The organism is Spirillospora sp. NBC_01491, from assembly GCF_036227065.1.
Classification (GTDB): domain Bacteria; phylum Actinomycetota; class Actinomycetes; order Streptosporangiales; family Streptosporangiaceae; genus Spirillospora; species Spirillospora xylanilytica.
Genome location: NZ_CP109432.1, coordinates 7,527,663 through 7,547,860, shown reverse-complemented (window position 1 = coordinate 7,547,860; position 20,198 = coordinate 7,527,663). Strand labels below are relative to the sequence as shown.

At 74.0% G+C, this 20,198-nt stretch carries 20 protein-coding genes; 9 read left to right on the top strand and 11 right to left on the bottom strand.

The window, feature by feature from the left end:
- Positions 1–41 precede the first annotated feature (41 nt).
- Positions 42–1,844, top strand: a complete 1,803-nt coding sequence (locus tag OHA34_RS35070; RefSeq protein ID WP_285937009.1) for an NAD+ synthase — start codon at positions 42–44, stop codon at positions 1,842–1,844.
- Between the two features lie 119 nt (positions 1,845–1,963).
- Here the strand turns inward: OHA34_RS35070 and OHA34_RS35065 are convergent, their stop codons facing one another.
- The 3 genes from OHA34_RS35065 to OHA34_RS35055 all read right to left on the bottom strand — a co-directional run bounded on the left by OHA34_RS35065 (position 1,964) and on the right by OHA34_RS35055 (position 6,383).
- Positions 1,964–4,066, bottom strand: coding sequence for a SpoIIE family protein phosphatase (locus OHA34_RS35065; protein ID WP_285938560.1), 2,103 nt, complete (start codon positions 4,064–4,066; stop codon positions 1,964–1,966).
- A 123-nt stretch (positions 4,067–4,189) separates the two neighbouring features.
- Positions 4,190–4,792, bottom strand: coding sequence for a TetR/AcrR family transcriptional regulator (locus tag OHA34_RS35060; protein ID WP_285937010.1), 603 nt, complete (start codon positions 4,790–4,792; stop codon positions 4,190–4,192).
- Entirely contained in the window at positions 4,785–6,383 is a 1,599-nt protein-coding gene (locus tag OHA34_RS35055; RefSeq protein ID WP_285937011.1) for an MFS transporter, read from the bottom strand. The genes OHA34_RS35060 and OHA34_RS35055 overlap by 8 nt, the downstream gene beginning before the upstream one ends.
- A 250-nt stretch (positions 6,384–6,633) precedes the next feature.
- On the opposite strand from OHA34_RS35055, the gene panB reads away from it, so the two are divergent.
- On the top strand, positions 6,634–7,533 hold the full coding sequence (gene panB, locus OHA34_RS35050) for a 3-methyl-2-oxobutanoate hydroxymethyltransferase (RefSeq protein ID WP_285937012.1): 900 nt from the start codon (positions 6,634–6,636) through the stop codon (positions 7,531–7,533).
- A gap of 75 nt (positions 7,534–7,608) precedes the next feature.
- On the opposite strand, the gene OHA34_RS35045 is transcribed toward panB, so the two are convergent.
- The 4 genes from OHA34_RS35045 to npdG form a co-directional block, all read right to left on the bottom strand.
- On the bottom strand, positions 7,609–8,340 hold the full coding sequence (locus OHA34_RS35045) for a hypothetical protein (protein WP_329520050.1): 732 nt from the start codon (positions 8,338–8,340) through the stop codon (positions 7,609–7,611).
- A gap of 13 nt (positions 8,341–8,353) precedes the next feature.
- On the bottom strand, positions 8,354–8,710 hold the full coding sequence (locus OHA34_RS35040) for a hypothetical protein (protein ID WP_285937014.1): 357 nt from the start codon (positions 8,708–8,710) through the stop codon (positions 8,354–8,356).
- 176 nt (positions 8,711–8,886) lie between these two features.
- Positions 8,887–9,975 (bottom strand): potassium channel family protein, encoded by a 1,089-nt coding sequence (locus tag OHA34_RS35035; RefSeq protein ID WP_285937015.1) that lies wholly within the window; start codon positions 9,973–9,975, stop codon positions 8,887–8,889.
- Positions 9,976–10,075: 100 nt separating this feature from the next.
- On the bottom strand, positions 10,076–10,768 hold the full coding sequence (gene npdG, locus OHA34_RS35030) for an NADPH-dependent F420 reductase (protein ID WP_285937016.1): 693 nt from the start codon (positions 10,766–10,768) through the stop codon (positions 10,076–10,078).
- Between the two features lie 90 nt (positions 10,769–10,858).
- On the opposite strand from npdG, the gene OHA34_RS35025 reads away from it, so the two are divergent.
- The gene (locus OHA34_RS35025; protein WP_285937017.1) at positions 10,859–11,458 is read left to right on the top strand and encodes a hypothetical protein; all 600 of its coding nucleotides are present in this window, start codon (positions 10,859–10,861) and stop codon (positions 11,456–11,458) included.
- A 53-nt stretch (positions 11,459–11,511) separates the two neighbouring features.
- Here OHA34_RS35025 and OHA34_RS35020 read toward each other — a convergent pair whose 3' ends face one another.
- Positions 11,512–11,688, bottom strand: a complete 177-nt coding sequence (locus OHA34_RS35020; protein WP_285937018.1) for a hypothetical protein — start codon at positions 11,686–11,688, stop codon at positions 11,512–11,514.
- A gap of 68 nt (positions 11,689–11,756) precedes the next feature.
- Here OHA34_RS35020 and map point away from each other — a divergent pair, with 68 nt between their 5' ends.
- The 3 genes from map (at position 11,757) to OHA34_RS35005 (ending at position 14,455) form a co-directional block, all read left to right on the top strand.
- The gene (gene map, locus OHA34_RS35015) at positions 11,757–12,608 is read left to right on the top strand and encodes a type I methionyl aminopeptidase (protein ID WP_285937019.1); all 852 of its coding nucleotides are present in this window, start codon (positions 11,757–11,759) and stop codon (positions 12,606–12,608) included.
- Between the two features lie 121 nt (positions 12,609–12,729).
- Entirely contained in the window at positions 12,730–13,362 is a 633-nt protein-coding gene (locus OHA34_RS35010) for a ComEA family DNA-binding protein (protein WP_285937020.1), read from the top strand.
- 19 nt (positions 13,363–13,381) lie between these two features.
- Positions 13,382–14,455, top strand: a complete 1,074-nt coding sequence (locus tag OHA34_RS35005; protein ID WP_329520049.1) for a DNA polymerase ligase N-terminal domain-containing protein — start codon at positions 13,382–13,384, stop codon at positions 14,453–14,455.
- Here OHA34_RS35005 and OHA34_RS35000 read toward each other — a convergent pair.
- The 3 genes from OHA34_RS35000 to OHA34_RS34990 are packed head-to-tail and all read right to left on the bottom strand — an operon-like array spanning position 14,440 to position 17,509.
- Positions 14,440–15,387 carry an ABC transporter ATP-binding protein gene (locus OHA34_RS35000; RefSeq protein ID WP_329520048.1) on the bottom strand — a complete coding sequence of 316 codons (948 nt, stop codon included), beginning with the start codon at positions 15,385–15,387 and terminating at the stop codon, positions 14,440–14,442. The two genes, OHA34_RS35005 and OHA34_RS35000, sit on opposite strands and share 16 nt — an antisense overlap.
- Positions 15,384–16,484 carry a FecCD family ABC transporter permease gene (locus OHA34_RS34995; RefSeq protein WP_329522478.1) on the bottom strand — a complete coding sequence of 367 codons (1,101 nt, stop codon included), beginning with the start codon at positions 16,482–16,484 and terminating at the stop codon, positions 15,384–15,386. Before OHA34_RS34995 ends, OHA34_RS35000 begins: the two co-directional genes overlap by 4 nt.
- 5 nt (positions 16,485–16,489) lie before the next feature.
- Positions 16,490–17,509 carry a FecCD family ABC transporter permease gene (locus tag OHA34_RS34990; protein WP_285937024.1) on the bottom strand — a complete coding sequence of 340 codons (1,020 nt, stop codon included), beginning with the start codon at positions 17,507–17,509 and terminating at the stop codon, positions 16,490–16,492.
- Between the two features lie 91 nt (positions 17,510–17,600).
- Between OHA34_RS34990 and OHA34_RS34985 the strand changes: the two genes are divergently transcribed.
- From OHA34_RS34985 to OHA34_RS34975, 3 genes are all read left to right on the top strand, one after another.
- Entirely contained in the window at positions 17,601–18,590 is a 990-nt protein-coding gene (locus OHA34_RS34985; protein ID WP_285937025.1) for an ABC transporter substrate-binding protein, read from the top strand.
- A 3-nt stretch (positions 18,591–18,593) separates the two neighbouring features.
- The gene (locus OHA34_RS34980; RefSeq protein ID WP_285937026.1) at positions 18,594–19,310 is read left to right on the top strand and encodes a ferric iron reductase; all 717 of its coding nucleotides are present in this window, start codon (positions 18,594–18,596) and stop codon (positions 19,308–19,310) included.
- Positions 19,311–19,481: 171 nt separating this feature from the next.
- On the top strand, positions 19,482–20,198 hold the full coding sequence (locus OHA34_RS34975) for a metal-dependent hydrolase (protein WP_285937027.1): 717 nt from the start codon (positions 19,482–19,484) through the stop codon (positions 20,196–20,198).

Here is a 20,198-nt window from a genome sequence, read left to right as displayed (position 1 = left end):
TCAGAGTGACGAAACAAGGCCCGGGGAACTAAGCTGACCTCGTGGCACAGCTCCGGATCGCGCTCGCACAGGTGAACCCGACCGTCGGCGACCTCGACGGCAACGCCGACCTCATCGTGGAATGGACCAGGCGGGCCGCGGGCGCCGGCGCGCACCTGGTCGCCTTCCCCGAGATGATGCTCACCGGGTATCCGGTGGAGGACCTCGCGCTGCGGACCTCGTTCGTCCAGGCGTCGCTGCGGGCGCTGGAGCGCACCGCGCGGCGGCTCGCGGACGAGGGCCTCGGCGGCCTGCCGGTGGTGACCGGGCATCTCGACCGGCGCGCGGTCAGCCTGGTCCGCTCGGGCCAGCCCGCCGGGTCGCCCCTCGACGGGGCGGCCTGGCTGCACGGCGGCGAGGTGCTGGTCCGCTCGGCCAAGCACCACCTGCCCAACTACGGCGTCTTCGACGAGAACCGCATCTTCGTGCGCGGCGACCGGCTCCCGGTCGTCCGGCTGCACGGCGTCGACGTCGCCACCGTCATCTGCGAGGACCTCTGGCAGGACGGCGGCCCGGTCGCCGCCACCGGCGCGGCCGGCGCGGGCCTGCTGCTGTCGATCAACGCCTCGCCGTACGAGCGCAACAAGGACGACGTCCGGCTCGACCTGTGCGCCCGGCGCGCCCGCGAGGCCGGCTGCGCCCTCGCCTACGTCAACCTGGTCGGCGGCCAGGACGAGCTGGTCTTCGACGGCGACTCCCTCGTGGTCGGCGCCGACGGCGACCTGCTGGCCCGCGCTCCGCAGTTCACCGAGGACCTCCTCGTCGTCGACCTCGCGCTCCCCGCCGCGGACGCGGCGCCCGCCGCCCGCCCCGACCCGGCCCCGGTGGACGCGGGCGACGGCACGTCCATCGCCATCGACCGGTACACCCTCTCGGCCGACCCGCTGCCGCCCTACCCGGTGGCGCCGCAGCCGCTCGCCGAGCCGCTGGACGACCTGGCCGAGGTGTACGGCGCGCTCGTCCTCGGCACCCGCGACTACGTCCGCAAGAACGGCTTCCGCTCGGTCCTGCTCGGCCTGTCCGGCGGCATCGACTCGGCGCTGGTCGCCACCATCGCCGCCGACGCCATCGGGCCCGGCAACGTGCACGCGGTGCTGCTGCCGAGCCGCTACTCCTCCGAGGGGTCGGTCACCGACGCCGAGGAACTGGTCAAGCGGCAGGGCCTCAACTCCCGCCTGGTGCCGATCGGCGCCATGGTCGACGCGTTCGAGTCCGAGCTCGAGCTGACCGGCCTGGCCGCCGAGAACCTCCAGGCCCGGATCCGCGCCAACGTCTGGATGGGCCTGTCCAACCAGGACGGGCACCTGGTCCTGACCGGCGGCAACAAGAGCGAGCTGGCGACCGGGTACTCCACCCTCTACGGCGACTCGGCGGGCGGCTTCGGTCCGATCAAGGACCTCACCAAGACCATGGTGTGGGCGCTGGCCCGCTGGCGCGACACCCGGCGCGGCACCCCGGGCCACCCGTTCCTGCACCCGTTCGAGCACGAGCCGATCCCCGAGGCGATCATCGTCAAGGAGCCCTCGGCCGAGCTGCGGCCCGGCCAGAAGGACCGCGACTCCCTGCCCGACTACTCCGTCCTGGACCCGCTGCTGGTCGACTACGTCGAGCGCGACCTCGGCCGCGACGCGCTGGTCGCCGCGGGCCACGACGCCGCGCTGGTCGAACGGGTCATCCGGCTGGTCGACCTGGCCGAGTACAAGCGCCGCCAGTACCCGCCCGGCCCGAAGATCACCCCGAAGAACTTCGGCCGCGACCGGCGCCTGCCCATCACCAGCCGCTGGCGCGAGCCCTCCGCCGGCTGACGCCCGCCACGGGCCGGTCACCGCAGGCCGGTCACCGCAGGCCGGTCACCGCAGGGCCAGTCACCATGGGCAGATCACCGCAGGCCGGTCGCCCGTCGCGGCGCCCGGCCCGGGAGCCGCTACTCGCGGTGGTGGTTCTCGCCCGGCCACGAGGACGCGGGCTCGGTCGCGCTGGGGTCGATGCCCGGCACGGTCTGCTCGCACCACACGACCTTGCCCGCGGCGGTGCGGCGGGTGCCCCAGCGGTGCGCGAGCTGGCTGACCACCAGCAGCCCGCGGCCGTTCTCGTCGTCGTCGCCGGCGTGCCGCAGCCGCGGCAGCGCCGCCGACCTGTCGAGCACCTCGCACACCAGGGTGCGCTCGTACAGCAGGCGCAGCTCGATCGGGCCGCCGGGCGCGTAGCGCTGGGCGTTGGTGATCAGCTCGGAGGCGAGCAGCTCGGTGGTGTAGGTCAGCTCGCCCAGGCCCCACCCGTCGAGGCAGGAGCGGACCAGGCCGCGGGCGCGGCGCACCGCGGCCGGGTCGACGGGCAGCGTCCAGGTCGCGCGGCGGTCCTCGGGCATCCGGCGCAGCCGGGCGATCAGCACCGCGATGTCGTCGCGGTGGTGGTCGGCGTACACCCCGGCGAGCGTCGCCTTGGCCAGGTCCTCCATCGGGCGGTGCGCGCTGCCGGGGCCGAAGATGCCGCGCAGCCGGGCCAGCCCGTCGTCGATGTCACGGCCGCGGTTCTCGACCAGGCCGTCGGTGTAGATGACGAAGACGCTGCCGTCCTCGACGGTGAACACGCGGCTCTCGATCGCGGCGCCGCCGGCCACGCCGAGCGGCGGCGCGGGCGGGACGTCGAGGAACTCGTTGGTGCCGTCCGGGCCGACCAGCAGCGGCGGCAGGTGCCCGGCCGAGGCGATCTCGATGGTGCCGCTGGTGGCGTCGTAGACCGCGTAGACGCAGGTGGCGAAGTGCGGCTCCTGCTCGCCGAGCTCGATCATCAGCTCGTGCATGACGTGCAGCGCGTCGGCGGGCGGCAGCTCCAGGTTGGCCAGGGTGTGCAGCGCGGTGCGCAGCCGTCCCATGGTGACCGCGGCGCCCACCCCGTGCCCGGCGACGTCGCCGACGATGAGGGCGACGCGCGCGCCGGGCAGCGCGATCGACTCGTACCAGTCGCCGCCGACCTCGACCAGTTTGCTGCCGGGCAGGTAGCGGTGCCGGACCTCGACCGAGGTCGGCGCCGACAGCCGGTTCGGCAGCAGGCTGCGCTGGAGCGTCAGCGCCGTCGCGCGCTCGCGGCTGAACAGCCGGGCGTTGTCGATGACGATGGCGGCGCGGGTGGCGAACTCCATCCCGATCTCGACGTCGTAGGCGTCGAACTTGCGGAAGCCGGGCACCCGGGTGCAGGCGATGAAGCCGAGCAGGGTGTCGCGGGCGATCAGCGGCAGCAGCACCATCGACACGTCGCCGAGCAGCTCGCTCACCGGGGTGCGGCGCCACCGCTTGGCGATGTCGCCGGCCGCGTCGGCGTCGATGTGCGGCAGGTGGACGGGCCGCGCGGTGTCGAGCACCTCCCGGTACGGGGTGCCCTCGGGGAAGACCAGCACCTCGCCCGCCGGGAACGTCGCGGTCCACATCGGATTGCCGTCGTCGGAGGTGACCGCGAGCCGGCGCAGCACCGCCGAGCCCGACTCGGCGTGCACCTCGTCGGCCGCGACCAGGCTCTCCAGCACCAGCACCGACGCGGCGGTGCAGTAGTGCGGGACGATGACGTCGACGAGGCCGCGCGCGCTCTGGTCGAGGTCGAGGGACGCGCCGAAGCGGGTGAGCGGGTCGTCCAGCAGCGCCCGCCGCATCAGCGCCGGGTCCTGGTAGCGCTCGCTCGGTGGCAGCGCCACCCGGACGAACAGCAGCCCGGCGGCGCCCTGGCCGTCCTCGCCCAGCATCGGCTGCGCGGTGACCACGGCGTCGGCCGCCGCGCCCTCGCCGCGCAGGACGGTCAGCACCGCGGTGCGCTCCTGGCCGGAGCCGATCGCCTCCAGCAGGGCCTCCAGCTCGGCCTTGCCCTCCTCGCCCACCAGGTCTGCGGCCGGACGGCCGATCAGCTCCTTCGGGGTTCGCCCGAGCACCGCCGCCACGTTCGGCCCGCACTGGGCGATCCGCCGGGCGCCGTCGATGCCGACGAACACCGTGCGGGATGCCGAATCACTGGCGGGCGCGTCGCCTCGCGGCGCCATCACGGATCTCACCTGACGCGCTCCAGACAGCCGGTTTTACCACTCCCGAGCGCCAGTATGGTGCATGACGCGTGATCAGGGGAGAAGATCACGTTTACCACCCGGAAAACAGTGGCCGGAGGATCACTCCGCGTCCACCCCGATGCCTCTCATCAGGGTGTTGACGACCGCCTCGGGGAAGCCCTGGGGCAGCCCCTCCTGCGGCGTCCGGATGGTGAGCGGGCCGACCAGCAGCGCGACCACGACCTCGAGGTCGAGGCCCGCCCGCAGCTCACCGGTCGCCATCCCGCGCCGCAGCACCCGCCGGATGACCTCGCGGCGGGGCTCGATCACGTCCTGCCGGTAGCGGGCGTACAGCTCGGGGTGCTTCTCGGCGCTGCCGACCACGTTCCAGAAGCACTTTCCGTGCTTGCGGCGGCGCTCGGCGACGAGGGCGCGCGCGAGGGCGGTCAGGTCCTCGTGCACCGAGATCCCGGCCGGCTCGGGCAGCGGCGCCTTGGCCTGGCCGAGCGCGTCCACGATCAGCGCCTCCTTGTTGGGCCAGCGCCGGTAGATCGTGGTCTTGCCGACGCCGGCCCGCGCCGCCACCGCCTCGATCGAGACGCCCGCCACGCCGCCCTCGGCGGCCAGCAGGTCCAGCGTCGCCTCGGTTATCGCCTTCTCGGCGCGCTCGCTGCGCGGCCGGCCGGGGGCCCGTGCCGCCGCGCGGTCTGTCGTCTCAGGCATCACCGGTCACGCTCTCATACCTGGACCCCTCCCGCCCCGGCACGACCGGGACCGGGACTGCCGCGTCGCCGGGGCCGGGGCCCGCGCCACGGCCGGGCATCCACCTCAGCACGACCATCGCACCGAGGAAGGCGATGACGGCCCCGGCGAGCGCCGCGGCGTGCATGGCGTGCACGAACGCGGCGTTGGCGGGGTCGATCAGGCTCTGCCCGGCGGCGCCCATCCGTCCGGCCACCGCGTGCGCTCCCCCGATCGACTCGCCGGCCGCCTCGCGGGCGCCGGGCGGCAGCGCGGCCAGCCGGCCGGACAGGTCGTCGCGGTACACCGAGGCGACCACCGAGCCGAGCACGGCCACGCCGAGCGCCACCGCGACCTGCCGCGCGGTGTTGTTGATCGCCGATCCGGCGCCGGCCTTCTCGCGGGGCAGCGCCGACATGACCGACTCGGTCGCGGGCGGCATCACGTTGGCCATGCCCGCGCCCTGGACGAAGAAGACCACGCCGAGCACCCAGAGCGGGGTGCCGGTACCGATGAGCTGGTAACCCGCCAGGGCGCCGGTGACCAGCAGCAGCCCGCCCGTGCAGACCGCCTTGGCGCCGAACCGCCGCACCATCGCGGCGCTGGACGGGGAGAAGACGAGTTGGGCCGCGGCGAACGGCAGCACCATCGCGCCGGACTGCAACGGGCTGAGCCCGCGCACCGACTGCATGTAGAAGTTGGAGAAGAAGAACACCCCGGACGCGGCGAAGAAGCACAGCGCGATGGACGCGACAGCGGCCGACATCCGCGGGTCCTTGAACAGCCTGACGTCGAAGGCCGGCTGCTCGGCGCGGGCCTCGAACCAGACGAACAGCGCGAGCAGCGCCACGCCGCCGAGGATCGGGCCGAGCACGGCGGGCTCCAGCCAGGCGCCGCTCTCGCCGCCCTGGATGATCCCGTACGACAGCACGACCAGCCCGGCGATGGACAGCAGCACGCCGGCCGGGTCCAGCCGGCCGGGGCTCGGGTTGCGCGACTCGGGCACCAGGAACGCGGTCAGCAGCACCCCCGCGGCGATCACCGGGACGTTGATCAGGAAGACCGAGCCCCACCAGAAGTGCGCGAGCAGCAGTCCGCCGGTCATCGGCCCGATCGCCACGCCCAGCCCGACCGCGCCGGCCCACAGCCCGATCGCGCGGGCACGCTCGTCCGGCTCGAACACGTTGGTAATGATCGACAGCGTCTGCGGCATGACCGCGGCGCCGCCGAGGCCCATCAGCGCGCGGGCCCAGATGAGCTGCCCGGGGCTCTGCGCGTACGCCGACAGCAGCGAGGCGATCGCGAAGACCGCCATGCCGCCGATGAGCACCCGCTTGCGCCCGACGCGGTCGCCGACGACCCCGAAGGTGAACAGCAGGCCGGCGAAGACCAGCGTGTAGGAGTTGATCGACCACTCCAGCTGGCTCTGCGAGGCGCCCAGGCCCTGGTCGGGGTCGGAGATGGTCTTGAGGGCGACGTTCAGGATGGTGTTGTCGAGCACCACCACCAGCAGGCTGACGGTCAGCACGCCGAGGATGTACCAGCGTCGCCGCCGGATGGTCTGGACGTCCACGAGAGAGTGCTCCTCCGGACGGGGCGGCGGCGCCGGGCCGCGCACCGCGCGCCGCGATTCGATACGGGTTCGTTTCGCAATGAGGGTACGCACTCGGGCATCGATACGCAACGGCATCGTTTCGTAATCGGAAATGTGTCGGATGTGACCGAGATCAGGAATGTAAGGGGGTACCCGAATCGTTCCTTGAATGGCACCATCGATCCCGTCCGGGTACGCCACCGTGGCGCCTCGAGACCGGAGGTACTCCATGTCTTCTGCTTCTGCTGCGTCCGCAGCCTGGCCGGGGGACGCCCCCCGGCCCACCGCCGAGCAGCCGACCGCACAGCCGACCGCGCTCTACGGCGGCAAGGGCGGGCGGCGGGTCACCGTACGCGACATCGCGGCCGCCAAGGAGCGGCACGAGAAGTGGCCCATGCTCACCGCCTACGACGCGCTCACCGCGCGGATCTTCGACGAGGCCGGCATCCCGGTGCTGCTCGTCGGCGACTCCGCCGCGATGGTCGTCTACGGCTACGACTCCACCATCCCCGTCACGGTGGACGACCTGATCCCGCTCACCGCGGCCGTGGTCCGCGGCTCCAAGCGCGCGATGGTCGTGGCCGACCTCCCCTTCGGGTCGTACCAGACCGGCGTCCCCGAGGCGCTCGCCGCCGCCACCCGGTTCCTCAAGGAGACCGGCGCGCACGCGATCAAGCTGGAGGGCGGCCGGCGGATCCTGCCGCAGGTCGAGGCGATGGTCGCCGCCGGCATCCCGGTGATGGGCCACCTCGGCCTCACCCCGCAGTCGGTGAACGCCTTCGGCGGCTACCGGGTGCAGGGGCGCGGCGAGTCGGGCCACGACCTGGTCACCGACGCCAAGGCCCTCGAGGCCGCCGGCGCGTTCTCGGTGGTGCTGGAGTGCGTCCCGGAGGACCTGGCCGGACGCGTCACCTCGTCCCTGGCCATCCCCACCATCGGCATCGGCGGCGGCAACCGGACCGACGCGCAGGTGCTGGTCTGGCAGGACATGGCCGGGCTCACCCCGCACACCGCCAAGTTCGTCAAGAAGTACGCCGACCTCGGGGCCGCGCTCGGCGAGGCCGCGCGCGCGTACGCCGACGAGGTCGTCAGCGGCGCCTACCCCGCCGCCGAGCACACCTACCACTGACAGCGGCTCGCCGCCGCCCGCCCGCGTCGCGGGTGGACGGCGGCGGCATGTCAGGGGCGGGGCCCGCTTCGGGGATCAGGGCGCGTCGGGGTTCGAGCGGGACGGCTCCGCCCGTCCCTCGTGGACGTCGCCCCCGTTGCGCTGAGGGGGCACCGGCGCCCGCCGGGGATCGCCCGAGATCTCGTCGCGGAGCGTGTCGACGGCCGCGCTCAGCACGTCCGGCCCCGCCACGTTCATCAGCAGCAGCCCGAGGTTGAGCGCCATCTGCCCGTCGGTCATCTCGCTGCCCGCCAGGGCGTCGACGGCGGTCCGCAGGTCGGCCTGGTCCTCGGCCGAGACGTTCTGGAGCAGCCCGAGGCAGTAGGCGGGCAGCGCGAGCTTGGCCCGGGCGAACGACACCCCGCGCATGATCTCGCCCGCCTCGTGCGCGCGGGTCTTGGCCTGCATCCGGTCCACCCCGCGGTCGGCGGCGGCCAGCAGCGAGGTGAGCAGGGTGCTCGGGCCGACCGCGACGTCCTCGTCGCCGACCCGCACGGTGAACACCGCGCTGCGGAACACCATCATCGAGCCGAGGCTGGCGACCAGTACCTGGGTGGCCCCGACGACGTGCGCCGACTGCACCCCGAACCGCCAGTCGAAGGTGTGCAGCAGGAGCAGCGAGCCGGCCCCGGCGCCGCCGTTGATCAGCACGTACGCCCAGGTGCTGGGCACCCGCAGCAGCGTGGCCGGACGGTCCCGGTACCGGGAGATGAGCTCGGCGACCCCGACCAGGCAGCTCAGCGAGACCGCGACGAGGTACCCGATCACGCCCGGCGTCCGCTCATGCGGCGGGCCCGGCGCCGCCCGTCAGCCTGACCACCTCGTCGAGCTCGTGCTCGACCGAGACCAGCCCCCGGTCGCGCAGCGTCTCGACCGCGTCGGCGACCACCAGCAGCCCGAGCCGGGTGGCGCGGTGGATCTGCTCCAGCGTCAGCGGCCCGCGCGCGGCGTTCAGCCGGTCGAGCACCCGGCGGCACGCGTCGTCGGAGTCGAGGTCGTCGCCGCGGCCCGGCGGGTGCCCCGGCGCGGCCGGGGGCGGGGACGCGAAGGGGGCCGCCATGCGGGGGGCGGTCGCGCCGCCGCGTCCCGACGGGGACAGGAACGTGCTCCACGGGTCGGCCGACCGGTTCTGCCTCATCTTCACCTGCCATGTCGCCTACGAATCGTATGACGCCGCGGGGCCGGCGCGAAGGCCCGGCCGCAAGAATCCCGGGGACGGCCGGCGGCGGCGTGCGCCGCGGCCGGACCTCTTCGCTTCTCCCCTGCACCGACATCTGCACTTGGACGCGCGCGGGACGGCTCCCGCTCCGGCCATTATTCCCCGAACTCGCGCGATTCGCCGGATTCGGTGGTCAGCGGGTCGGGCCCGTCCCGGCGGGCGATCGGCGAGGAGCGCGCCACGATGAGGCGGTCGCCGGTCCGGAGCTCGGCGCAGGCGGAGTCGTCGTAGGGGAGGGTGCGGCCGTCGCGGACCAGCGCGAGCGCGGGCTGCCGGGTCGCCCCGATCGGCCCGCCGACCTCGCCGGGCAGGATGTCGCGCTCGACCAGGTCGAGGCCGCTGCCCTGGTCGAGCAGGTCCTCGATGACCTGGCTGATGTGCGGCTGGCTGGTAGACACCCCGAGCAGCCGGCCGGCGGCCTCCGAGGAGGTCACCACGTGGTCGGCGCCGCTCTGCCGCAGCAGCGGCACGTTCTCCGACTCGCGCACCGACGCCTGGATGCCCGCCCGCGGGTTCAGCTGCCGCGCGGTGAGGGTGATCAGCACCGCGGTGTCGTCCCGGTTGCTCGCCACCACGATCTCGCGGGCCCGCTGCACCGCGGCCTGCTTCAGCACCGCGCTGCGGGTGGCGTCGCCGACGATGCCGACGAACCCGGCCTCGGCGGCGTCGGCGACGGCGCGCGGGTCGGGGTCGACGACCACGATCGACTCGCGCTCGACGCCGGTGCTCAGCAGCGTCTTGATGGCGCTGCGGCCCTTCGTGCCGTAGCCGGCCACCACGATGTGGTCGCGCACCCTGGTCCTCCAACGGGACTTGCGCCAGTCGTCACGGGTGCGCTCGGCCAGCACTTCCAGCGTCGTGCCGACCAGGACGATGAGGAACAGCACCCGGACCGGCGTGATGAACACGGTGTTGACCAGCCGCGCGCTCGCGCTGACCGGCGTGATGTCGCCGTAGCCGGTCGTCGAGACGCTCACGGTGGCGTAGTAGAAGCAGTCGAGCAGCGACAGTGTCCCGCCCGCGGTGTCGCGGTAGCCGTCGCGGTCGAGGTAGACGGCGGCGACCACGGCGATCAGGAGCACCAGCGCGACGCCGACCCGCCTGAGCACCGCCCGCATCGGCCCCCTGCGGGTGGACGGAAGCAGGACCCTCGGCCGACCGGTGGCCGGCCCCTCCTCGATCACGGTCAGCCACCGTACCAGCGGCCGACCGGGGACGGCCGGACGCGCCGCCCGGCGCCCGTCCGCGGCCGGCCGCCCGGCGGGACGCGCCGGGCGGGGAGGCTCAGACGTCGGTGATGCGGAGGCCGGCGTGGGCCTTGTAGCGGCGGTTCATCGAGATCAGGTTGGCGGTGAACGCCTCGACCTGGTGGGCGTTGTGCAGCTTGCCCCCGTAGACGCCGCGCATCCCGGGGATGCGGCCGGCCAGCGCCTGCACCAGGTCGGTGGCCTCGCGGTCGTCGCCGAGCACCAGGACGTCGAGCGCCATCTCGTCCACCCCGGGGTCGAGCAGCAGCTTGGCCGACACGTGGTGGAACGCGGCGACCACCCGGCTGCCGGGGAGCACGGCGGCGGCCTGCTGGGCGGCGCTGCCCTCCTCGACCGGGAGCGCGAAGGCGCCCTTGCCCTTCTCGAAACCGAGCGGGTTCACGCAGTCGACCACGATCTTGCCGGTGAGCTCGGCGCGCAGCGACTCCAGGGTGGCCTTGTGCCCGTCCCACGGCACCGCGACGACCACCACGTCGGACTCGCCCGCCGCCACCGTGTTCTCGGCGCCGCGCACCGGGAGGCCGGCGCCGAGGTCGTCCGCCGCCTGCTGGGCGCGCTCGGCCTTGCGCGAGCCGATGGTCACCTGGTGCCCGGCGAGCGCGAACCGCCGCGCCAGGCCCTTGCCCTGGTCGCCGGTGCCGCCCAGGATGCCGATCTTCAAGCCGGCCGCGTCGGGCAGGTCGTGCGGGGTCTTCTGCTGCTCAGTCATGCCGCCGAGTCTGCCAGGTGGCCCGGCGGCGGGACCGGACCGGCCTCGGCATCGGCGAAACCGCGTGCGCGGGCGGTCCGGTGCGGCACCATGGGCTGCGTGGACGCCGAGCAGGTCACGATGCTGCGCGAAGTACTGGCGGCCAGCGGATGGCTGGACCGCACCCGGGAGTTCGGACGGGCACTGCGCGTGACCTCGCGCACCCCCGGCGGGCTGCTGCTGGTGGGCACCCCGGCCGAGGACCCCTGGCACCTGGCCGCGCACCTGGACGACGAGAGCAGGCTCGGCGAACTGCCCGGCCTGTCGCCCACGCTGGTGCGCTGGTCGCCGCCGCCGGGCGCGCCCGCGCATCTGCGGGTCGGGCTGGAGCGGCTGGAGGCGGCCCGGCGCGGCGAGACGCTGTTCGTGGTCGCCGGGGAGAACGCGCCGGTACCGCTGCTCGAACGGGTCGACGACGCGCGCCGCACCGGCGCGACCGTGCTGGCGCTGGAGAGCGGCGACCGGGAACTGCGCGGGCTGGCGCACGAGGCGCTGACCGTCCCGGCCGACGAGACGCTGGTCTCGTTCGAGGGCGCGCAGCACCTGGTCAGCGCGGCGGCCGGCGAGGAGCCGGCCGCCCGGCAGGGCCGCGGCCTGCGCCGCCGGCTGGCCCGGCTGCTGGAGACCGTCAGCGGCCCCACCCTGGACTGACCGACGCCGCCGGCCGGGGGGCCGGCCGGCGCCGGGGCCGGCGGATCAGGCGGTCAGTCGTCGTCCTGCCTGCGCCACTGCTCGTTGCGCTCGCCGGCCCGCTTCAACGCGCCCGCGGCGGCCGTCTCCGACTCGTACGGGCCCATCCGGTCCTTGTCGGGGCAGCCCGGCCCGTGCTCGACCTTCAGGTGCTTCAGGCAGAACCACCAGTCCCCTTCACCCTCGCCCATCGGATCCCTCCGCTCTCACCGGTCGTCTCCGGGTCGTGCCCCGGGACGGCTGACTACACTCCATCACTATGACGACCCAGCTCCTCCGGCCCGGCCAGGTGTCCCCCATGCGGAAGGTCCCCGCGCACATTCCGCGCCCGGAGTACGTCGGCAAGAAGCATCCGAGGACCGGGGAACCCGACGTCAAGACGCCCGAGATCATCGAGAGGATGCGGGTGGCCGGGCGGATCGCCGCGCAGGCGCTGGCCGAGGTCGGCCGGAACGTGCGGCCCGGCGTCACCACCGACGAACTCGACGTCATCGGGCACGAGTTCATGCTCGACCACGGCGCCTACCCGTCCACCCTCGGCTACCGGGGCTTCCCGAAGTCGCTGTGCACCTCGGTCAACGAGGTGATCTGCCACGGCATCCCCGACGACACGGTGCTGCGCGACGGCGACATCGTCAACGTCGACATCACCGCGTTCATCGACGGCGTGCACGGCGACACCGACGCGACCTACCTGTGCGGCGACGTCGCCGAGGAGTCGCGGCTGCTGGTCGAGCGGACCCACGAGGCGACCCTGCGCGGCATCCGCGCGGCCAAGCCGGGGCGCGCGCTCAACGTGATCGGCCGGGTCATCGAGTCGTACGCCAAGCGGTTCGGGTACGGGGTGGTGCGCGACTTCACCGGGCACGGCATCGGCACCACGTTCCACTCGGGACTGGTGGTGCCGCACTACGACGATCCGGCCGCCACCAGGATCATCGAGCCGGGGATGACGTTCACCGTCGAGCCGATGCTCACCCTCGGCACGCACGACTACGACCTGTGGCCGGACGGTTGGACGGTGGTCACCAAGGACCGCAGGCGGACGGCCCAGTTCGAGCATACGATCCTGGTGACCGAGGACGGCCACGAGATCCTGACCCTGCCGTGACCCCATCCTGACCGACATTCCGCGTACAAAAAGGATCTAGAGTCCAAATCACCCATACCGGCCGGGAGATCTCTAGATGAACGCTCCAGCGCCGTACGAACCGCGAGTCCCTTCCGACAGCATGCCGCCCGGACGGGCCGCGATGAGCGTGACCTGGGCGGCGCTGCCGTTCCTGACGCTCGGATACGCCACTCCGTTCACCTTCCTCGCCGCGGCGCTCTGGCGCCGCAGCGCGCACCTGCTGGTGTCCTCGGTGGCCTATGTCGGACTGTTCGCCCTGCTGCTGACCCTGCTCGGCAGGGACGGCGCCCAGGGCGCGGCGGGGGTCGTCGCGTTCCTGCTGGCGGTGGTGGGCTGCGGGCACGCGTTCCTGATCAGGCGCCGCGTGTTCGACCCGCACGGGCTGTCCGGGCTGGGCAACGAGGCGGTCATCGAGCGGGTCCGGCGGCAGCGGCTGCTGCGCGAGAAGGCCCGCCGGCTCGCGGCCGACGACCCGGGCCTCGCCCGCGAGCTGCGGATCGGCCGGCCCGACCTGCGGCGCCAGTACAACGACGGCGGGCTGGTCGACGTCAACCACGCGCCCGCCGAGGCCCTGACGCTGCTGCCGGGCATCACGCCGGCGCTGGCGGTCCAGATCGAGCGGGTCCGCGCCGAGACCGGCGGCTTCATGTCCGCCGAGGAGATGTCGGCCATGGCGGGCCTCCCGCCGGGCATCACGGGAGACCTGGCCGACTACGCCGTCTTCATCCGCTGACCGCGGGCAGGAGCCGGGCGTGGGCGCGGGCAGGCGACGGGGCCAGGGGCAGGACGAGGGCGAGCCGGTCGGATCCGACCGGCTCGCCCGCTATCGCGGCCGGCGCGACGCGGACCGGACCCCCGAGCCCGTCCCGGACTTCCCCGGCGACGCGGGGCCACAAGCGGACGGCGGGCCACAAGCGGACGGCGCCCGGTTCGTCGTGCAGGAGCACCACGCCAGCAGCCTGCACTGGGACCTCCGGCTGGAGCGCGACGGCGTGCTGGTCTCCTGGGCGGTGCCCAAGGGGATCCCGCTCGACCCCGCGACCGACCGCCTCGCGGTGCACACTGAAGATCATCCGCTGGAGTACGCGGCGTTCGAGGGCCGGATCCCCAAGGGCGAGTACGGCGCCGGGCAAATGATGATCTGGGATCAGGGGTGTTACGAGACCGAGAAATGGTCGGACCGTGAGGTCAAAGTGGTACTCCACGGTTCCCGGGTCTCCGGACTGTACGTACTGTTCAGAACCGGCGGCCCGGGCGGCCGGAACTGGATGATCCACCGGATGGATCCGCCGGCCGATCCGGACGCCGAGCCACTGCCCCGGGGGCTGCGGCCGATGCTCCCCGAGCGGCGCGCGCGGCTCCCCCGCGACCAGGGCGGCCACGGGTTCGAGTTCGCCTGGGGCGGGCGCCGCCTGCTCGCCGCGATCGAGGGCGGACGGGCCCGCTTCACCGACGGCCGGGGCCGCGCGGCCGAGCCCCCGGCCGGGCTGGCCGCCCCGCTCGGCGCGGCGCTCGGCGCCCGTCCGGCACTGCTCGACGGCGAGCTCGCGGAGGTGGACGGGCGGCCGGTCTACATGGTCTTCGACCTGCTGCACCTCGACGGCCGCCCGCTCCTCGCCGCCCCGTACGAGGAGCGGCGGCGCCGCCTCGACGGGCTGGAGCTGGACGGCCCGCACCGGCGGACCGCGCCGTGGTTCCCCGGGGAGGGCACCGCCGTCCGCGACACCGCGCGCGAGCAGGGGCTCCCCGGCATCGTCGCCAAGCGGCTCGGCTCGCCCTACGAGCCGGGCGAACGGTCTGGCGCCTGGCGCTACCTCCCCCTTTGAGCACCCTCGTCCGCGCCGGTGTCGACGCTCGCGCCCGCGTCGTCGTCGTCGGCGCCCGCGCCGTCGGCCGAGTCGGTCTCGGTATCGGTATCGGCGGGAGCGGTGTCGGCGGGGACGGCGTACGAGCCGAGCGGGATGACCAGGGGCGCGCCGGTCACCGGGTCCTCGATCACCTTGGCGGGCAGCCCGAACACCGCGTCCAGCAGCTCCTCGGTCAGCACCTCGGCCGGCGCGCCCTGCGCGACCACCGCGCCGTCGCGCATCGCGACGAGGCGGCGGGCGTAGCGGGCCGCGAGGTTGAGGTCGTGCAGCACCATCACGACGGTGCGGCCGTCGTCGCGCTGGAGCCGGGTGACCAGTTCGAGGACCTCGACCTGGTGGGCGAGGTCGAGGTAGGTGGTCGGCTCGTCCAGGAGCAGCAGGCCGGTGTCCTGGGCCAGCGCCATGGAGATCCACACGCGCTGCCGCTGGCCGCCCGACAGCTCGTCCAGCGGGCTGGCCGCGTGCTCCAGCATGCCGGTGCGGGCGAGCGCGGCGTCCACCGCCGCCTCGTCGCCGGGCGACCACTGCCGGTACCACGCCTGGTGGGGGTGCCGGCCGCGCGCGACGAGGTCGGCGACGGTGAGGCCCTCGGGTGCCTGCGGCGCCTGCGGCAGCACCGCCATCCGGCGGGCCACCTCCTTGGTCGGCATCCGGGCGATGTCGGCGCCGTCCAGGACCACCTGGCCGCCGCGCGGCTTGAGCAGCCGGCCGAGGCCGCGCAGCAGGGTCGACTTGCCGCAGCCGTTCGGGCCGATGATCGCGGTGGTGCCGGCGCCGGACAGGTCGAGCGAGAGCCCGTCCACGACGACCCGGTCGCCGTAGCCGAGCCGCAGGCCGCGGGCCGCGAGGCCGAACGGCGCGGGCGTGGAGGAGCTGGCCGGGAGGGTCACAGGGCCGCCTTTCGCCGGGACCGGACGAGCAGGTAGAGCAGGAAGGGGGCGCCGAGCACCGCGGTGACCACGCCCACGGGCAGCTCGACGGCGCCGAACGCGGTGCGCGCGATGAGGTCGGCGCCGACGGTGAGCACGGCGCCGATCACCAGCGAGCCGACCAACGGCGGACGGGCCGTGCCGGACAGCCGCAGCGCGATCTGCGGCGCGGCCAGCCCGACGAACTCGACCGGCCCGGCCGCGGCGGTGGCGATGGAGGCGAGCGCGATGGCGGCCAGGATCAGCAGCGAGCGGTCGCGGTCGACGCGCAGCCCGAGCGCCCTGGCCGGGTCGTCGCCCAAGCGCAGCGCGCCGAGGGTGAACGCGCCGATCAGCACGAGCGGGACGAGCACCGCGAGCGCCAGCGCGAGCGGCCGGACGTGCTCCCAGCCGCGCGCGTTGAGGCTGCCGGTGATCCAGGCCATCGCGCGTCCGGCGTCGTTGACGTCGCCGAGGGTGAACAGCCACCACTTGACGTTGGCGGCGACACCGGTGACGCCGATGCCGACCAGGATCAGCCGGTAGCCGTCCAGGCCGTTCCGCCAGGCGAGCAGGTAGACGGCCAGGCCGCCGACCAGGCCGCCGGCGAGCGCGGCGAGCGGGATCCCGATCGAGGCGAGGGCACCGCCCGCGCCGCCGGCCGCGCTGCCGGTGGCGACCATCGCGGCGACCACGGTGACGCTGGCGCCCGCGGTGATGCCGAGGGTGTCGGGGCTGGCCAGCGCGTTGCGGGAGATCGCCTGGGTGAGCGCGCCGGCCAGGCCGAGCGCGGCGCCGACCAGCGCGCCGGTGAGCGCGCGGGGCAGCCGCAGCTCCATCACGACGAAGTGGTTCTCGGGGGCGCCGAGCAGGGCGCGGAACACCTCGCCGACGCCGATCGGGAAGTCGCCGCGGCCGATGTCGAGCGCCATGAACAGCGCGAGCAGGACGAGGCCGGCGAGCACCACCAGCACCGAGCGCGGACGGACCCGGAACGACACGTGCGCCGTCCGCAGCGTGCGGGCGCCCGCCGGGCCCGCCGCCGCCTTCGGAGCGGTCGACCCCGCCGAACCTCCCATCGGTCTCACAGCCGGACCACCTTCCTGCGCCGGACCAGCGCGACGAAGAAGGGCCCGCCGATCAGCGCGAGCATGATGCCGACCTCCAGTTCGCCGGGGCGGGCCACGATCCGTCCGACGACGTCGGCGGCGAGCAGCAGCGCGGCGCCGAGCAGCCCCGCGAAGGGCAGCAGCCAGCGGTGGTCGGGGCCCGACAGGGCGCGGGCCAGGTGCGGGACGATCAGGCCGAGGAAGGCCAGCGCCCCGCAGGCGGCGACGGCGGCGCCGGTCAGCAGCGTGATCGCGGTGATGCCGATCGCGCGGGTGAGCCGGATCCGGTGCCCGAGGGACCGGGCGACGTCCTCGCCGAGGGCCAGCGCGTTCAGGCCGGGCGCGTTCACCATCGCCAGCACCAGCCCGGCGAGGACGAACGGCAGGAGCTGCGGCAGCAGGCCGGCGTCGCGTCCGGCGAGCGCCCCGGCCTGCCAGAACCGGTAGGTGTCCATGGCCTGCTGGTCGATCAGCACCAGGCCGGAGATCAGCCCGTGCAGCAGCGCGGTCACCGCGGCCCCGGCGAGCGCGAGGGTGAGCGGCGTGGCGCCGCCCCGGCCCGCGCCGCCGAGCGCGAAGACCAGCAGGCTGGCGAGCAGCGCGCCGGCGAACCCGAACCAGATGTAGGTGTTCAGGCCGGTGACGCCGAGCGTGAAGATGCCGAGCACCATCGCGAACGCGGCGCCCTGGGTGACGCCGAGCAGGCCGGGGTCGGCGAGCGGGTTGCGGGTGTGGCCCTGGGCGAGCGCGCCCGCGACGCCGAGCGCGACGCCGGCCAGCAGCCCGAATCCGGTGCGCGGGAGGCGCAGGGACCGGACGACGATGTCCTCCTCGCTGCCCGAGGGGTGGAACAGCGCGCCCCACACGTCGGTGACGGGCACCTGCTTGGCGCCGACGACGACGCTCGCCAGGGCGGCGAGCGCGGCCAGCAGGACGAGCGCGAGCAGCACCGGCGTCCGGTGCCGGCGCAGGACGGGGAGCACGGCGACGCTCACCCTGACCCCCTCTTCATGTGCAGGTCGCAATATGCTTAGGTAAGCCTTACTTTTAACAGGCAAGGCTTACCTAATCGATAAGGAATACTAGATGAGGATCTCCCCGCTCCGGCGCACCGCCGTCGGCGTCGCCCTCACCGCCCTCACCGCGCTCGGCCTGGGCGCCTGCGGCTCGTCCGGAGACGGGGACGGCGGCGGCGCCCCGCTGCGCACCGTCCAGCACGCGATGGGCACCACCAAGATCTTCAAGGAGCCGAAGCGGGTCGTCGCGCTCGACCAGGCGTTCGTCGACGCGGCGGTGACGCTGGACGCCGACGTGTACGGGTACACCTCCTACCGTTCGATCGAGGAGAAGCTGCCCGACTACCTCGGCGAGGCCGGGCGCGCGCACGGCGCGCAGGCGCAGTCGGTCGGCACCCTCACCGAGCCGAGCCTGGAGAAGATCAGCGCGCTCAAGCCCGACCTGATCCTGTCGGCGAAGGTGCGGCACGAGGCGCTGTACGGCAAGCTCGCGCAGATCGCCCCGACGGTCTTCAGCGAGACCACCGGCGGGACATGGAAGGACAACATCCGGCTGACCGCCAAGGCGCTCGGCCGGGAGCCGCTGGCCGAGCAGCGCATCAAGGAGTACGAGACGCGCGCCGGGGCCATCGGCGCCGAGATCGCGAAGAAGAACGACGGGAAGCTGCCGACCATCGCGGTCGCGCGCTTCACCGACGAGCCGACGGTCCGGCTCTACACCGAGAACTCCTACTCGGGCATCGTGCTCAAGGACGTCGGGTTCCCCCGGCCGGAGGGCCAGCCGACCAGCAAGGAGATCGCGGTCGACCTGAGCGAGGAGCGGATCAAGGACCTGGACGCCGACCGGATCTTCATCGCCACCTACACGGGCGGCGAGGGCAAGTCCACCCAGGTCCAGGCCAAGTTCAAGAACAACCCGCTGTGGGGGAAGCTCAAGGGCGGCACGCAGGAGGTCCCCGACGTCACCTGGATGAGCGCGGTCGGCCTCCAGGGCGCGCACGCCATGCTCGACGACGTGGCCAAGACCTTCGGCGTCGACCCGGTGCGCAAGGCGGCCTGACCGATGACCGCCGGCACCATCGCGGAGACCGTCCCGTTCGGCGAGCTGCGGGCGGGCGCCGGGCCCGGTTGGCGGCCGGTCACCGACCCGGGCGTCCTGGACGGCCTGAGGGCCTCCATCGCGGCCCGCTACGGGGCGCCCCCGCACGTCGCCGCCGCGCTCGCCTGGAAGGCGTACTCGTGGCAGGCGGCGTTCCCCGTGGCGCTCGGCTGGGTGCGCGGGCGCCGGGTGCCGCTGATGACGGCCGGGCACACCGTGGTCCGCATGCTGGACGACGGCTCCGGCGTCGCCGTCGGCCTGCGCGAGGTGGCCGTGGGCGTCACCGCGGCCGACCCGTGGGCGGGACGGCCCGGCACCGTGGTCGTCCCGGACGAGGCGGCGCTGGCCGGCCTCGTCCGCGACACCCTGCTGCACGGCCACCTCGCCCCGATGGTCCGCGCGCTGCGCGCGCGCACGCGGGTGGGCGAGCGTCCGCTGTGGGGGTCGGTGGCCGAGGCGCTCGCCGCGCCCATGTCCGGACGGCACGCGGGCGAGGTCCCCGGCGCCGCGGCGGACGCGGCGGCGCTGCTCGCCCGGCTCGGCGCCCCGGTGGCCGGGCTCGTCGAACCGTCCGCCGAGCCGGTCGGCGTGCGTCGCCGGACGTGCTGCCTGTGGGCCTCGCTCCCCGGCCGCTCCCCCTGCGGGACCTGCTGCCTCAAACGGGACGGCGAGGGCGGCTAGGACTCCCGCCGAGCCCCGCCGCCCGTGCCCTTCCGAGGAACCGGACCGGCCCGCACCACATCTAAAGGTGCACATCGCCTGCTTCCGGCGCGTCGCCACTGATATTGATCGGTAGCGGGTTAGAGTCCGGCCGGGCCGGGCGAAACGGGCGGAAGGCGGGGGAACGGCGCAATGATGGGGAAGACGCACGCCTTGAGCGGCGCGCTGGCATGGCTGGCGGTCGTTCCGGCGCTCGGCCAGGACCAGTGGCTCGGCGAGCATGCGATCCACCTGTCCCCCGAGCAGCTCGCCGCCGGCACCGTGGTGTGCGCGGGCGCGGCGCTGCTGCCCGACGTCGACCACCACAACGGCCGCATCGCCAACACCTTCGGGCCGATCACCCAGAAGTTCTGCAAGTACGTCGGCAAGATCTCCGGCGGGCACCGGCACGCCACCCACTCGATCCTGTTCGCGGTCCTGGTCGGCTTCGCGATGGACTGGCTGGCGACCAACTTCGTGTACGGCTGGTGGGCGGCGCTGTTCGTCACCGTCGGGTTCGGGCTGCGCGGCATCGGCCTGGACTTCGAGGGCAAGGAGCCGCAGTCGGCGCTGGCCGACTGCGCGCTGGCGGCCTTCGCGGTGTGGCTGATGCACGACCTGGACATGAGCTTCGTCGGCTTCGCGGTCACGCTCGGCTGCCTGGCGCACGTGGTCGGCGACTGCCTCACGCCGCGCGGCTGCCCGGTGCTCTGGCCGATCCCGTGGCGGATCGACATCCCGCTGGTCCCGCGCACCGACGGCAAGGTCGAGCGCTGGGTGGTCGCACCGCTGCTGATCCTCGGCATCGCGGTGCTGGCGATCCGGTCCGTGCTCGGCGAGATCACCACCCGCTGGCTCACCAAGAGCTGA

What these genes read in the sequence shown, in the direction of transcription:
- OHA34_RS35065 (WP_285938560.1), bottom strand. Translation starts at nt 4,066, where the DNA reads ATGGCGCCGCGAGGCGACGCGCCCGCCAGTGATTCGGCATCCCGCACG.
- OHA34_RS35060 (WP_285937010.1), bottom strand. Translation starts at nt 4,792, where the DNA reads ATGCCTGAGACGACAGACCGCGCGGCGGCACGGGCCCCCGGCCGGCCG.
- panB (WP_285937012.1), top strand. Translation starts at nt 6,634, where the DNA reads ATGTCTTCTGCTTCTGCTGCGTCCGCAGCCTGGCCGGGGGACGCCCCC.
- OHA34_RS35040 (WP_285937014.1), bottom strand. Translation starts at nt 8,710, where the DNA reads ATGAGGCAGAACCGGTCGGCCGACCCGTGGAGCACGTTCCTGTCCCCG.
- npdG (WP_285937016.1), bottom strand. Translation starts at nt 10,768, where the DNA reads ATGACTGAGCAGCAGAAGACCCCGCACGACCTGCCCGACGCGGCCGGC.
- OHA34_RS35025 (WP_285937017.1), top strand. Translation starts at nt 10,859, where the DNA reads ATGGGCTGCGTGGACGCCGAGCAGGTCACGATGCTGCGCGAAGTACTG.
- OHA34_RS35020 (WP_285937018.1), bottom strand. Translation starts at nt 11,688, where the DNA reads ATGGGCGAGGGTGAAGGGGACTGGTGGTTCTGCCTGAAGCACCTGAAG.
- map (WP_285937019.1), top strand. Translation starts at nt 11,757, where the DNA reads ATGACGACCCAGCTCCTCCGGCCCGGCCAGGTGTCCCCCATGCGGAAG.
- OHA34_RS35010 (WP_285937020.1), top strand. Translation starts at nt 12,730, where the DNA reads ATGCCGCCCGGACGGGCCGCGATGAGCGTGACCTGGGCGGCGCTGCCG.
- OHA34_RS34995 (WP_329522478.1), bottom strand. Translation starts at nt 16,484, where the DNA reads ATGGGAGGTTCGGCGGGGTCGACCGCTCCGAAGGCGGCGGCGGGCCCG.
- OHA34_RS34985 (WP_285937025.1), top strand. Translation starts at nt 17,601, where the DNA reads ATGAGGATCTCCCCGCTCCGGCGCACCGCCGTCGGCGTCGCCCTCACC.
- OHA34_RS34980 (WP_285937026.1), top strand. Translation starts at nt 18,594, where the DNA reads ATGACCGCCGGCACCATCGCGGAGACCGTCCCGTTCGGCGAGCTGCGG.
- OHA34_RS34975 (WP_285937027.1), top strand. Translation starts at nt 19,482, where the DNA reads ATGATGGGGAAGACGCACGCCTTGAGCGGCGCGCTGGCATGGCTGGCG.